This is a genomic window from Paenibacillus terrigena DSM 21567, assembly GCF_000374845.1.
Classification (GTDB): Bacteria; Bacillota; Bacilli; order Paenibacillales; family Paenibacillaceae; genus Paenibacillus_K; species Paenibacillus_K terrigena.
This window is the reverse complement of sequence record NZ_KB895412.1, coordinates 104,721-118,163: the sequence shown is the minus strand read 5'-3', so window position 1 is coordinate 118,163 and position 13,443 is coordinate 104,721. Positions and strand designations below refer to the sequence as shown.

The window sequence follows — 13,443 nt, the reverse complement described above, 5'->3', positions numbered from 1 at the left end:
TTATTTCAATTGTGAGGAAGATGACTCATGTATGTTAGTCATACATGCAGAAACAGGCCTTGCCTGCGGCAAGGCCAAGTTACTCCGAGAAATCAAAAGGCACGTTAATACAACACTAGCATCGCATAGGTCAGGCATCTGTTGATTGTTGATTCTTTCCTGATAGCTTGTTACGCTGTTCCTTCCTTCTTCTGCTCGCATACAAAGTAAATAATAGAACAAACCATATTGGTGTCAACAATAAGGCCGGACGCGTCTCTTCAGCATACAGCATAATCATGAGAATGATGGCGAACAACGTTAGGACAACATAATTAATAAATGGCGTAAACGGTGCCTTAAATTTCGATTTTTCCTGTAATTCCGGCTGTGTTTTTTTATACCGCAAATGACAAATTAGAATGACACCCCATACCCAGATAAAACAAATGGCACTAATGGTTGTCACGATGCCAAATGCTTGCTCCGGAATAAGCTTACTCAGAAGAGCTCCCACAGATAGGACAAGCGTAGATATGAATAACGCGTTGCTGGGTACATGATTTTTATTAAGTTTGGCAAAGCCGATTGGAGCCTGGTTATTCTTGCCCATATTATATAAGATCCGACTTGTTGAGAACATCCCGCTGTTGCAAGCTGAGGCGGCTGACGTTAGTACAACAAAGTTAATAATTCCTGCGGCAATAGGAATCCCGACCAAAGCAAACGTTTTAACAAAGGGACTTTCGGATGGAGTGAGTTCCGTCCATGGGTTAATGCATAATAGGACGATCAATGCACCGACGTAGAAGAATAGAATTCTTAACGGAATTTTATTAATCGCCGACGGGATATTTTTTTCCGGATTGGATGTCTCCGCTGCAGATACACCCACTAGCTCCACACCGACATAGGCAAACACAACCATTTGGAATGAAAGTAAGAACCCCGAAACGCCGTTTGGAAACCATCCCCCGTGCCCCCAAATATTTGTGACACTCACCGTTCCTGCATCTGTTTGGAATCCGATGACCAGCAAAACAACTCCAATAGCAATCAGCGCCAGAATTGTCATGACCTTGATTAGTGCAAACCAAAATTCCAATTCCCCAAAAATCTTAACCGTTAATAGATTGAGTGATAATAAAATGATTAAACAGATGACTGCAGGGATCCACTGCGGGATATCAAACCAATATTTCACGTATACCCCGACAGCAATCACATCGGCCATGGCCGTCATGATCCAACAGAACCAATAGGTCCATCCGGTTACGAACGCGGCCCGTGGCCCAAGATAGTCTTCAGCAATGTCTGTAAAAGATTGATACCCGGCCTTCGACAACAATAGCTCTCCTAGCGCCCTCATCACGAAAAAAATGGCAATACCCACGATAAGATAAGCAAAGATAATGGATGGTCCTGCCAGTTGAATCGCTTTGCCTGATCCTAAAAATAACCCGGTACCAATGGTTCCGCCAATGGCAATGAGCTGAACATGCCGATTCTCTAAACCTCTCTTCAATTCCTGTTGTGCCATAGCATATTCCCCCTTATTCAAGTAAAAAACCGTTCATGTGAAATAATTAACAATTATTCACACATAAAAAAGAGATTGGATGCGCTCCAATCTCTTGATCAAAAGAATAATAAATAAGACTTGTTATACCTATTCCAATATAACAAAGTAAATATTTAATACTCTTCTGTCCTTTTGCCTGAGATTGTGAACCCTTCGGCGCCGTGGAATTCCACGGTCTCTCCAGAAGCTGCTCCTGCTATAGTACGATCCATAGCAATCATAGCTTGCTTACTATTTTGTTTTTTACCACAATAGAATTTATAAAAGTTTCGACGTATCGAAACTAAAAAATTCTATTTGGCGATAAAACCTACCTCTAAACGCGGTCGCTCATCTTTGAATAACCTCGATAGTGGTTTTCTCACAACGGTTATAAATATTTTCTAATACTAATCACGTTCAAATGTTTTGTCAACGTGCCGATTTGTGGTAAGGTTCTCCGCGCTGTCTATAACGGTAAGTTTACAAGTAAGAAAAGCCTCTTATTCTCTCAAATAATAAAAGCTTGGAGGTTAATCAAATGAAAATTGAGCAAAAGAGAGAACACAATGAATTCAAGGCCATTACGAAAAACAGAAAAGGAGGATCTGCATGACAGAGTGATCAAAATCAAGTTTTAACCTCTTTTACGGTGAGGAAATAGACATGTATGGTGGACATAAATTTGTCAGGGTACGGACGCTTGGCAAATTCGATAACGATGACCGCGATAACTTTTATTCCGTGTTAGAAAGTGATGGTGTAGGATAATCTGCACGGACTGGCCTTCAGGCCGACCGGGAGGATATAGGATCGATTCATACCGCATTGATGACGGCCCAATATAAATGCGAGGCCGTCAGATCAACTTCCTGACGGCCAAAGCACTTGCGAATATTATTTGAGCATTTGAAACACTTGTTCAACATCCTTGTCCCCTCGGCCAGACAGGTTAACGATGAGAATCTGATCCCGACTCATCGTAAGCGCCAGCTTCTTGGCGTATGCAACTGCGTGCGCGCTCTCTAGAGCAGGAATGATGCCCTCCGTGCGGGACAGCTCCTGGAAGGCTTCCAGCACTTCCTCATTGGTGACGGTCGCGTATTCGGCCCGTCCTGTCACCTTCAAGTGGCTATGCTCCGGCCCGATGCCCGGATAGTCGAGTCCCGCAGCGATCGAATAGGTCTTTTGCGGTTGGCCTTCCTCGTCCAGCAACACTAAGCACTTGAAGCCGTGAATAATGCTAGGTACACCTTGGGTTAAGCTTGGCGCCTTGTCAGGTTCGACGCCAATCAAGCGTACGCTCGGCTCGTCGATGTAGTGAGCGAATGCACCAATCGCATTACTGCCGCCGCCCACGCATGCCACCACCGCATCCGGCAATCGTCCTTCCTTCTCCATCATCTGCTGCTTCGACTCTTCGCTGATGACCGCCTGGAAGTGCTTGACCATCGTCGGGAACGGATGCGGACCAACCGCGGAACCGAGTAGATAAAACGTATTTTTATAGTTTCGAACCAGATCATCTAGCGCTTCATCCACCGCGTCCTTCAGTCGTCCCTGTCCTTTATGAACCGGAATGACGGTTGCGCCGAGCAGTTCCATCCGGAACACGTTAAGCGCCTGGCGGCGCGTATCTTCCGCTCCCATGTAAATGACGCATTCCATATTAAACATGGCGCAGGCCGTTGCCGTAGCGACACCGTGCTGTCCGGCACCGGTCTCGGCGATAATCCGCTTCGCCCCCATCCGCTTCGCGAGCAGAATCTGGCCAATCGCGTTGTTAATCTTATGCGCTCCAGTATGATTCAGATCCTCGCGCTTTAAGTAGATTTTGGGGCCTCCCCAAGCTTCGGATAACCGCTCAGCATACGTTAGCGGACTCTGGCGACCAACATATTCGCGCAGGTAATAGCTAAGCTCTTCCTTGAACTCCGGGTCGTCTCGAAACTTGTAAAATTGCTCGCTCAAATAGTTCAGCACTTCCTGCAATTCCGGTGGGACAAAGCTGCCCCCGAACTCCCCAAAGTACCCCTCTTGCTGCAATTGTTGGTCCATACGTATGCGCCTCCATAACTATGAATTGGTAATGTTTGCATACTATATTACCATGAAATCCAGCTTCTGATGAGTATAAGCCATTCAAAATGAAGAAAACTATTTTGTAATAGAGCCATCCTACGAAGGATGGCCCAACTGGAAGCTCTGCTCCATCTAGGTAGCGAAGACGCCTGCGTCCGTAATAATACTTCCTTGATTGACAAGTAAAAAACACTAGATCCAAGTATCATTGGCTGCTGTTTATTCGGACTCAGTACCGCCAGTGTCTACTACGCCTCTAGGCTCCACCAACATGATATGGCATTCCTTTTCGGCGGAAGGCTTCATCTCGATTCCCCTTGGGACAATAAACATCTCACCCTTGGAAATTTTAACCTGACCATCTCGAAAATCAATGATCATTTCCCCTTCGAGCGTCATAAATACCTTATCGGTATCTTGATGACTGTGCCATTCAAAATCCCCAGCAATCTTAATGAGTTTAAATTGATAGTCATTCAATTCACCAATGACATTCGGAGACCAAAGATCGTTAATTTTAGATAGCTTCTCATTCAGATTAATAGCTTGGTAATGCATATTAATTCCTCCTTTTTAGAGCTTAAGCAAGGCATTTGTTATATTTTGTAAAGCGTATTCGATGGCTAATGGGCCCCCAGTAATAGCGGAATTATCCATTAAATAGACATTGCCTTTCTTTACGGCATTCATAGCATTCCATACATTACTTTGTTTTAAGTCATTCATTAATTTTTGCTTTTGTGTAATGTCACCAATAAGAAAAATATGGTCTGCTTGAACAGTTGACATTCCTTCAAACGAAACAAATTCATTATTAGTACCTGTATATGCATCATCCGGTGTAAGCCCTAGTCCCTTTTCTTTATCAAACGCAAGTGTATAGACAGGATTTCCTTCACCTAGAACATTAAAAGTTTTTCCATCCCAAGACAATATAAGTGCTACTGACTCTCCTTGCATCGTCTTTAATGCCTCACGCCCGTTTGTGATTTCTTTCATCATGCTATCAATTACTTTTTCCGCTTCGTCTTCTTTTCCAATAATCTCGGCTACTGTACGGAGTCCATATTGCCAATCTTCATAGATGTCCTTGGTTTTTAACGTAATGACTGGCGCAACTTTTTCTAGTGAATCATACAATTTTTCATGATATTCTGTTGCTAAAATATAATCAGGCGCAATAGAAAGAATTTTTTCAATATTAGGAGCCGTTTTATCTCCTAGGTCTTCAGTTGAATCCAGCTTACCTTTTAAATAAGATAAAGAAGATAGATATTCTTTTTCAGTAGAAGCAGCAGGCGGCTCACCTAATGCAACTAATATTTCAGGATAAAAATACCATAGCCCGGCTATTTTTTCTGGTTTTTTCTCGATAATAATTTCTTTACCTAAGGCATCCTTAAATGTTCTTGGCCAATCCGGATCCGTTGCATCCATATTAACTGCTGATGTAGATGCGCCTTCTGTCATTGATCCTTTATTTTCAACAGGTGTTCCATTACAAGCTGCTAATATGCCTGCTAATATTAGCATTGGAATTAGCAGCCCTTTCATTTTTTGCATACGAAATTCCTCCAACATCATGTTTTCCTTCGTTTGCCATTAGTATAGTAAAGTAATTTTTAGATTTGAATGGATGCCTGTTGAAATTAGCATGGATTATTAATGAACTTCTCTCGATATTCCGTAGGAGAAATACCAAATTGTTTCTTGAACACTCTACTAAAATAAAAGGGGTCAACAATTCCAACAGTTTGTGCAATTTGTTGTACAGGCGCATCACTTGTAAATAGCATTTCTTGCGCCATGTTTATACGATATTTTAATAAATATTCTGCTGGTCCCATACCTGCATGTCTTCTAAATACATAAGAAAGTCGATTTCGATTAACGTTATTTTGTTCTGCAAGCGATGCTATTGTAAGGCTTTGATTATAGTATTCATGAATATAATTAGATACCCGTTCGAATAAAGTATGTGTTGTTTCACAGCTATCTTCCCTATTCATAACACATAATAAGGTCTCATTCAGTACTTCGCGAAACAGCATTTCAGTCTGAAACATCGAAATACCCCCACGCTGATTATACACATGCCAAAGACGCATAATTAAATCGATAAGACGAGGAGATTGTCCTGTTGATAATTCAAAATGCTGATGAGAAAAGCTTGACTCTTCTAGTTCTGAATTACATATCCGGTATTGAACAAGAATATATTCCCAGTTCGTTATACCAAACATTTTTTGATCTAGTTTCATTTTTGCACCCCCATGCACAACTTTTCCTGGCGAAAAGATATAAGGCGTGCCATTAAATTGAAATTGTATCTTCCCTGTAAGTGGAAATACAAATCCAGGAAAAGAATCTGTATAGTCAGCGTAAGGGACACCTGGATTTCTAGCATATCGATATACTCCTTCTACTTGAAAAGGAGTGTGTGCAAAATGCTCTGCTAACTGATTTACGTCGATTTTCACATTGCATACCTCATTTCAATCGTAGTTTACTGGTAATCCTGAGATGATCGTTGTACATCCTGTGCAGCTCTTGACCACAAGCAGTACATACGATTCAACAAGCTGCTGTTCCAGCTCGAAGTCATTGGCATCGAGAGGCATGAGGACTCTCGTCTATTTACACATTATTGATAATGATTATCATTGTCAACATATATGAACAAAAAATGCCGCACCGGGCTAATTTTTAAACAGCCTTTGGAAGCAAATTACGTTCGTGGTAGGCTCAAACCTCATTCGGCTGCGGTGTTATTGGCATACAATCGCATGAAAAAAAGCCCTTGCGAGATAAAACTCACAGGGGCTTCATAATTGCTACTAGTAAAATCATACCACAAGATGGAAAACATTGTCGTTTCATGCATATACAAAAAAGCCCCTAAGTCACTTTAAGGGCTAGAATTTCTTATAAGTCATCGATCTTACAGGATGCACATGAACTACTCGTCAGCCAGCTGCCTTAGGATTTTGCGATTGAAACCATTCCAACGTTTGGGCGATCGCATGCTCCAGCGGCGTGGCAGGAAGCTCGAATCTCGCGCTGAATTTGCTGTGGTCCACGACAAAATCATGCTCGAATTGGTACGTCATCTCAATAGTTTCGCGCGCCTCTGGAATAAACAATCCTCCTATGCGGAGCATGCCCTTGCCCATCGTTCGAATGGATGCCGGAAAACCGGCAGCACAATAAGCTATTTCGGCAAACTGCCTCGTCGTAACGGCGTCTGCATTCGGTACATGCCAGGATTGACCGTAGGTATCCTCCTGACCACCCAATGCCACAAGCGCCTTACCGAAGTCGTGGATGAACGTATAGGTGTGCTTCTTGTCCGGGTCGCCAAGCACCGTACAAGGCTTGCCCGCTACAATTGGCTTGAAAAAGCGCTCCCCAATCGCAGAACCAAGAACGCCCGGCCCAAAAAAATCGGACCCTCTTCCGATAACGACTTGAAGCAATCCATCCTGATGCAGCTTCAACAGCTTGCGGGACATTTCGGATCGGAGAACTCCTTTCCTGGTCGTGGCCGCATGGGGCAATTGTTCGTGCATACTTCCCTGGACCAAACCATACATATATAAATTCTCGGCCACTACCAGCTTCACCCCGGCAGCCATCGCACCGGATACGATGTTATCCTGCATTCGCATGAACAGCTTTCCCCATTGATGATATGCCGGCTGCGCACAGTGATAGATGACCCTCGCCTCTTGCATGATTTTTGCAGCTTGCTCCGCATCTAGGAGATCGGCCTTCTCGTGCTGTACGCCGGGAGGCAGTGCAGCCTTCCCGCTATAGCTAACCATTCTTACTCGCTCTCCCTGGTCTATAAGCTCTCTCATGATGGACATCCCTAACGGCCCCGTTCCTAATATGACGTGCATGATAGTCTCCCCTCTCAAGTCTTCCTGCCAAATACAATAAACCCTATAGCAGCTATAGGGTCAATCTTTTTTGATTAACAGGCACTTGGAGCTCGATCAAATAATCTTCATGCTTTGTCATCTGCGTCATATCCACCAAATATTTCTCCACGACCGGACCACTCTCACAGTAGCCGTTCATGGCCATCCATTCCAGTAATTTTCCATATATGCATTTGTACGATTGTTCCGTAGGAATCCCGGTATACAGTGCCGTAATATAGGTCCCCCCTGGAATCACGCGTGTGAAGCTGCGGTTTGTCTCGACCCTCTTGATGGGAATAGCAACCTCAAGATCGGTATCGTTCCGATCGAACGTCATAATATTCTCATGGTAGATCGTCATGATATATCCGCTAGGAAGCATCCCGTTTTCATAGATCCTTCCAAATAGCTCGGTAAACCGCAGCACCGAAGTCTCCATTCTACAAACGGATCGCTTCCGGTCAAAAGCGACATAACGATCCTCGAGCTCCTTCAACTCAATAAGAACTTCGGAATCCTTTGTACCGCTGTTCAGCTCCAACAGAGCATCAATTTGCTTGATTCTTTGTTCAATAGAAGTCGTAATGCGCTCCAGTCGAAGTTTTTCCTGCAGAGCTTCCTCATGTTTGGCTTTCAACAACCCCATGAGACGATCCAGGCTCTCGCTTTGTAACGTATAACGAATTTCCTCAAGTGAAAAATCTAACGATTTCATATCTTGAACGATTTTAATATGCAGGATGTCCAGATTGGAATAATACCGATAGCCAGAGCTCCTATCAATTTCACTAGGCTTCATAAGGCCAATCTTGTCATAATATCGCAGGGTCTGGATGGAGATATTGCAAATCTTCGCCGTCTGCCCTATAGAGTAGTATGGATTTCTATGCACTAGCATCCTTCCTCTCAACCTATGTCTGTGCGTATCCTCTACCACTACTTATCATACCATAACCTGGGAAAATAGCAGGCGACTTTTCAAGTCAGAAAGCACTGAACTAGCTCCTGAACCTCAAGGTCTCGGGAGCCATACAATCACATTATTCAGTTCATTTTTCAATTCCAACCACACAAGTAAAAACAATGATACTGTTCCATTTACAATAGTGTATGATATTTTCCAGGAGCTGATCATATGGCGGATGTAAATGAAACGATAACGGGTTTACTAAGCGAGCTGCGGCGAGGCACGATTGTCATTGGTGTGCTCAGTCAATTGTCCGAACCGCGGTATGGCTATTCTCTCGTACCCTTATTGGAGGAAAAAGGAATCGCCGTCGATCCCTGCACCTTGTACCCTTTGCTTCGCAGACTGGAGAAGCAAGGGCTGCTCGAGAGCAGATGGGATACGAATGAATCACGCCCCCGTAAATACTATTTGCTCAGCCCCTCGGGAAGAAAGTATATGCGGGACTGAATCAGGAGTGGCGCAAGCTAGTCGCCAGCATGGAAGGCGTTCTGATTGATCTTGAAGGAGGAGAGTAGTATGGAAGTCATTGACCGTTACATTTATGCGGTGACGCAGCGTTTGCCTGAGCAGCAAAGAGAGGATATTAAACGAGAATTGCAAAGCCTAATTGAAGATATGCTGGAGGAGCGCATATCGACTAGCCAAGCATCTGAAGAGGATGTCGAAAGCGTACTGCTTGAACTAGGCTCACCGAATGAGCTGGCATCGAAGTATCGCGGGTACGAGCGTTACTTCATCGGTCCGATGCTGATCGACGCTTACTTGACTACGCTCAAGATTGTTTTGACCTCGATCATCATAGGGCTAACCGCCTTTTTCATAATTGATACGTTTCTTTCACATTCGGAAAGGTTAGAACCGGTTACAAGCTACCTGATTTCTCTAGTATCGGGTGCTGCACAAGGATTCTTTTGGGTCACCGTTGTATTCGCTTGGATGGACTATAGGCAGCGGTTAAATAGTGCTGGCAGCGGCAGCAGGAATAAAGCGTGGAGACCCTCCGATTTGCCACGGATTCCGGACGCCAAGATGAAAATCAAAAAGAGAAGGCCGATATTGGGAATATTCTTTACGATTGTGGTCATGGTGCTCTGCATCAATTCTGCCGATCTGCTCGGAATTTAGAGGAACCACGATGGCGTGTTCACAATCGTTCCGTTTCTGAACAACGATGTATTCCATCACTATTGGCCACTTCTATGGATCGCAGCCTCGTTAGCCATTATAAGGGAAATTGCCCGAATTATTGTGCGTTATAGATCGAGCAAGTTGCTGGCTTTCCATATTGCGATGACAATTATGACAACGATACTTGTATGCATCATGCTTGCGGATAATGCACTATGGAATCCTCATTTCATCCAAGATTTAACTGCCTCGAGCCTTATGCCCACCGAAGGAAATGACTTCAAAACCCTAGTGTCGAACTGGCCCAGGGTGAAAGAATGGCTCGTAAACGCCATCGTCGTGCTTGCATTGCTCGATATCATAACCGAGTCCTTTGCCTGGTACCGAGCAAAATCATCGCCCTCTTCCATCACAAAATAAAACCCGCGTATATATCGGCGTTGAGACCCACCAGAACGAAGTAAGCCCTGACTTCAACCAAGTCAGGGCCAATAGCTAATCATATATTCTCTTGCTTCAATGCATCAATAATGTTTTCCTTTTTTACTTTCGCGCCGGAATATAACATGGCAGAACCGACAATGACAAATACGGCGACGATGACGGACAGAATGCTCATCCATGGAAGGGCGAACCCGTAGCTGAATTTGTTCGAAAATGCCCTATAGATTAAATACATCACGACGAAACTGACGGGAAGCCCAAACAGCAGCGACTTGACCCCATAAAAAACACTTTCATAGTTCATCATTTTCGCAAAGCCTTTTGGCGTCATGCCGACGGATCTCAGCATCGCAAATTCCCGTTTGCGAAGGGCCACGCCCGTCGAAATCGTATTAAAAATGTTCGCAATGGAAATCGCAGAGATTAATACGATAAAACCGTAAGAAAAGACGGACATCATTAGAATATTTTGTTCTTCACTTTTTCTGGATTGATATACATTGAAGACATTCAGATTGGCCTCATGCATCTCCTCGATTTCCTGCTGCGTTCTCATCGGTTCCGTGCTTTTCAAATGGAGATACATCTGAACGTTACCTAGATCCTCTTCGTCTGCCAATCGATTCATGACGCGTTCCGACACGATCATATTTAACCCGCCTACTTCTATCGGGCTCATCCCCATCGGAGCTTGATCCGTTAACGCGGCAACGGTCACTTCGTTTGCCTTCGATTCTTTCCCATTTTCTTTATAGAAGTTCGTTAACGCGATATGCTCTCCGACATTCGTATAGATGGCCTTCGTCTGGACGTATTTTCCCGTGTCCATATCTTTGTAGTGAATCCTATCCATCACGATCGCGGCGGGATGATCAGGATCCGTCAGCTGCTCGTAATCTGCGCCGACCGCGCTGGCATAGGTCCGCAGACTCGCATCATTCAATGCATGAATCATAATATCGTAAGGATACTTCCCGTCTTGAAGTAACTGCTTATCCGCCTTAACCTTCTCTTTCAACTCATCGGCGATGAACGCTTCATCGACCCAAGCATTCTTATATAACGCTTGGATCACGTTGAACTCTGTTACGCCGTCTAGTGATGCAATCGATTGTATCAACCGATCGTCTATTCTTTTTCCGTTGCCGTACAATACTTCAATATCGTAATTGATGCCTTCCCGCGACAGTTCCAGGGATTGCTGCATACCGGCGGTAAAGAATGATACCGTCAAAAACAAAACGATGCTGATGACGAGCGAAAATACGATGGTATGATATCTCCGTTTGTTCCTTTTTAAGTTTTTCAGCCCGATCTCCGCTTCAATCCCAAAAAACTTACGAATGATCTTCGACGTTCTCACCGCTTTGGCCGTAAGCTTGACGTCGGTAGCCTGGCGAATCGCGTCCATCGCCGATACCTTAGATGCCCTGATCGCCGGGAGATACGTCGAAATGAAAATTGTCAACAGCGATACAACACAAGTAATCAAGAGCGATAACGGCGTGACGATAAGCGTCAGCTTCTCATTGGTCCATAATGCCCCTTGAATCATGGAATTCATGAACCAAAAAGTGATCCCTATCCCGGCAAGTCCGCATAGGATGCCAATGGGAATGCTGATCAAGCCAATGACGACACCTTCAAACAGCACCGAATTACGCTTCTGCCTTTTCGTAGCCCCCACGCTCGCTAGCATCCCTAAATGGCGGGAACGTTCCGAGACGGATATCGCAAAAGCATTATAGATCAGCGACACCGAGCCGATCATAATGACCGCCATAATGATCGCCGATAAGGAGAACATCATGTTGGACGAGGATTCACTTTTGGACAAGCCGTAATAACGTAGCAAACTGTTATTATATTGGACCTTTTCAATTTGGTTTTTAGTAGCCAAATCCTCCGCATGAGCGAACAAGAACGGATTGACACGCTGCAATGCCACCCACGCATCGACTCGACCGTTTTCCCCGATGCTATTTTCATCGACATAGCTAAGGATCGTATACCCCGGGGACCAGGCCGTTTCCCCTAAGGCAGTCTTAATGAAGCCTACCACCGTATACTCCCTTGTCTTGACATGCTGCAACGTTTCGGTCAATGCGCCGTCTTCCCAACGCAGCAGCTCGGTCTGATCCAAGGGATGATTGCCTCCTTGCTCGAATCGCTCGCCGACGCGAAGGGTTAGGCGATCGCCGATGTCGTACTTTACTTTGGCGTTCATTGCAACGGCATCGGATATGACGACCTCCTTGTCCGTTTGCGGGAGACGCCCCTTGCTCAGCTCGACCGGAAATTGTTTGAAACCACGCGCATCATATGCCTTAATGAACAAGTACGGCTTATTGGGATTTTGCCCCCCTTCTAATAGGGCATAGCCAAAGTCTCTTGTCATCGCAACGGATTTGGTTGCATCATCGCCCTGTATCGCCGCAAGCTGTTCTTTGGTGACATCTTGATATTGGACATGCCACTCTCCAGTATCCACAATGGCTTGTCTGATCATTAAATCCGAAAAGGAAAACACAAGCGTAGAGACAGCGGTCACCATGGCAACCGAAATGATGACGCCGATAATGGTTACGAGCGTTCGTTTCTTGTTCTGCTTCAGATGCCGAATGGTTAGCGTATTAACAATATTCATCGCCTGATCACCTCGTCTTTGGCGATCCTCCCATCTTCAATCGAAATGATCCTGTCGGCTTGCAAGGCGATCCGTTCGTCGTGCGTAATAACGATCAGCGTCTGATGATAGGTTTTATTTAGCATTTTCAATAAGTCGACGATCTCGCTGCTATTCTTGCTGTCCAGGTTCCCCGTCGGCTCGTCGGCCAGCATGATCGCAGGATTGCCGATGAGTGCTCTGCCGATCGAGACCCGTTGCTGCTGCCCACCCGATAACTGATTCGGCAGGTGGTTTAGTCGATGCTGCAAATTCAACGTATTTACAAGGCCATCCAATTGCTTTTGATCTACCTTTTGGTTATCCAGCAAGAGCGGCAGCGTCATATTCTCTTCCACCGTCAAGACGGGAATCAGATTGAAAAACTGGTAGATCAGGCCGATTTGCCTGCGCCTGAAGATGGCCAGCTGTGTTTCGTTCAAGGCATACATATCCGTATCCTCAACATAAACTTTACCGCCAGTCGGCCGATCCACGCCGCCCAGCATATGGAGGAGCGTCGACTTTCCCGATCCAGACGGGCCGATAATCGCGACAAATTCGCCTTTCTGGATCGAAAAAGATACATCGTCGAGCGCCTTCACCGCCGATTCGCCTTTGCCGTATATTTTAGACAGATGCTCGATTTTTAAAATATCCATGGCCATACCTCCTTTCCTTGTGTTTC

At 44.9% G+C, this 13,443-nt stretch carries 12 protein-coding genes, 1 pseudogene and 1 riboswitch; of the genes and pseudogenes, 3 read left to right on the top strand and 10 right to left on the bottom strand.

Going from position 1 to position 13,443, the window contains the following annotated elements:
• Positions 1 to 130: 130 nt before the first annotated feature.
• The 8 genes from C558_RS0100585 to C558_RS0100550 all read right to left on the bottom strand — a co-directional run bounded on the left by C558_RS0100585 (position 131) and on the right by C558_RS0100550 (position 8,446).
• Positions 131 to 1,519, bottom strand: a complete 1,389-nt coding sequence (locus tag C558_RS0100585; protein WP_018754258.1) for an amino acid permease — start codon at positions 1,517 to 1,519, stop codon at positions 131 to 133.
• Positions 1,520 to 1,675: 156 nt separating this feature from the next.
• Positions 1,676 to 1,755, bottom strand: a riboswitch (glycine riboswitch).
• A gap of 682 nt (positions 1,756 to 2,437) precedes the next feature.
• Complete coding sequence (trpB, locus tag C558_RS0100580) at positions 2,438 to 3,598, bottom strand: tryptophan synthase subunit beta (RefSeq protein ID WP_018754257.1); 1,161 nt, start codon at positions 3,596 to 3,598, stop codon at positions 2,438 to 2,440.
• A gap of 243 nt (positions 3,599 to 3,841) precedes the next feature.
• Positions 3,842 to 4,180, bottom strand: a complete 339-nt coding sequence (locus C558_RS0100575) for a cupin domain-containing protein (RefSeq protein WP_018754256.1) — start codon at positions 4,178 to 4,180, stop codon at positions 3,842 to 3,844.
• A 15-nt stretch (positions 4,181 to 4,195) separates the two neighbouring features.
• Positions 4,196 to 5,185 (bottom strand): ABC transporter substrate-binding protein, encoded by a 990-nt coding sequence (locus tag C558_RS0100570; protein ID WP_018754255.1) that lies wholly within the window; start codon positions 5,183 to 5,185, stop codon positions 4,196 to 4,198.
• Positions 5,186 to 5,271: 86 nt separating this feature from the next.
• Positions 5,272 to 6,102 (bottom strand): helix-turn-helix transcriptional regulator, encoded by an 831-nt coding sequence (locus tag C558_RS0100565; RefSeq protein ID WP_026263654.1) that lies wholly within the window; start codon positions 6,100 to 6,102, stop codon positions 5,272 to 5,274.
• A 15-nt stretch (positions 6,103 to 6,117) separates the two neighbouring features.
• A complete protein-coding gene (locus tag C558_RS34900) occupies positions 6,118 to 6,243 on the bottom strand; it encodes a hypothetical protein (protein ID WP_018754252.1) in 126 nt (41 codons plus the stop codon).
• Between the two features lie 345 nt (positions 6,244 to 6,588).
• Positions 6,589 to 7,524, bottom strand: coding sequence for an NAD-dependent epimerase/dehydratase family protein (locus tag C558_RS0100555; RefSeq protein ID WP_040674138.1), 936 nt, complete (start codon positions 7,522 to 7,524; stop codon positions 6,589 to 6,591).
• Between the two features lie 52 nt (positions 7,525 to 7,576).
• Positions 7,577 to 8,446, bottom strand: a complete 870-nt coding sequence (locus C558_RS0100550; protein WP_083927057.1) for a MerR family transcriptional regulator — start codon at positions 8,444 to 8,446, stop codon at positions 7,577 to 7,579.
• A 237-nt stretch (positions 8,447 to 8,683) separates the two neighbouring features.
• Here C558_RS0100550 and C558_RS30070 point away from each other — a divergent pair.
• The 3 genes and pseudogenes from C558_RS30070 to C558_RS34530 all read left to right on the top strand — a co-directional run bounded on the left by C558_RS30070 (position 8,684) and on the right by C558_RS34530 (position 10,066).
• Positions 8,684 to 9,033 (top strand): annotated as a pseudogene (locus C558_RS30070) (PadR family transcriptional regulator).
• Position 9,034: 1 nt separating this feature from the next.
• A complete protein-coding gene (locus tag C558_RS34535) occupies positions 9,035 to 9,643 on the top strand; it encodes an HAAS signaling domain-containing protein (RefSeq protein WP_018754248.1) in 609 nt (202 codons plus the stop codon).
• A 15-nt stretch (positions 9,644 to 9,658) separates the two neighbouring features.
• On the top strand, positions 9,659 to 10,066 hold the full coding sequence (locus C558_RS34530; RefSeq protein WP_018754247.1) for a hypothetical protein: 408 nt from the start codon (positions 9,659 to 9,661) through the stop codon (positions 10,064 to 10,066).
• A gap of 79 nt (positions 10,067 to 10,145) precedes the next feature.
• On the opposite strand, the gene C558_RS0100535 is transcribed toward C558_RS34530, so the two are convergent.
• Positions 10,146 to 12,737, bottom strand: coding sequence for an ABC transporter permease (locus tag C558_RS0100535; protein WP_018754246.1), 2,592 nt, complete (start codon positions 12,735 to 12,737; stop codon positions 10,146 to 10,148).
• On the bottom strand, positions 12,734 to 13,417 hold the full coding sequence (locus C558_RS0100530; protein ID WP_018754245.1) for an ABC transporter ATP-binding protein: 684 nt from the start codon (positions 13,415 to 13,417) through the stop codon (positions 12,734 to 12,736). Before C558_RS0100530 ends, C558_RS0100535 begins: the two co-directional genes overlap by 4 nt.
• Positions 13,418 to 13,443: the final 26 nt, after the last annotated feature.

What these genes read in the sequence shown, in the direction of transcription:
- C558_RS0100585 (WP_018754258.1), bottom strand. Translation starts at nt 1,519, where the DNA reads ATGGCACAACAGGAATTGAAGAGAGGTTTAGAGAATCGGCATGTTCAG.
- trpB (WP_018754257.1), bottom strand. Translation starts at nt 3,598, where the DNA reads ATGGACCAACAATTGCAGCAAGAGGGGTACTTTGGGGAGTTCGGGGGC.
- C558_RS0100575 (WP_018754256.1), bottom strand. Translation starts at nt 4,180, where the DNA reads ATGCATTACCAAGCTATTAATCTGAATGAGAAGCTATCTAAAATTAAC.
- C558_RS0100570 (WP_018754255.1), bottom strand. Translation starts at nt 5,185, where the DNA reads ATGCAAAAAATGAAAGGGCTGCTAATTCCAATGCTAATATTAGCAGGC.
- C558_RS34900 (WP_018754252.1), bottom strand. Translation starts at nt 6,243, where the DNA reads ATGCCTCTCGATGCCAATGACTTCGAGCTGGAACAGCAGCTTGTTGAA.
- C558_RS0100555 (WP_040674138.1), bottom strand. Translation starts at nt 7,524, where the DNA reads ATGCACGTCATATTAGGAACGGGGCCGTTAGGGATGTCCATCATGAGA.
- C558_RS0100550 (WP_083927057.1), bottom strand. Translation starts at nt 8,446, where the DNA reads ATGCTAGTGCATAGAAATCCATACTACTCTATAGGGCAGACGGCGAAG.
- C558_RS34535 (WP_018754248.1), top strand. Translation starts at nt 9,035, where the DNA reads ATGGAAGTCATTGACCGTTACATTTATGCGGTGACGCAGCGTTTGCCT.
- C558_RS0100535 (WP_018754246.1), bottom strand. Translation starts at nt 12,737, where the DNA reads ATGAATATTGTTAATACGCTAACCATTCGGCATCTGAAGCAGAACAAG.
- C558_RS0100530 (WP_018754245.1), bottom strand. Translation starts at nt 13,417, where the DNA reads ATGGATATTTTAAAAATCGAGCATCTGTCTAAAATATACGGCAAAGGC.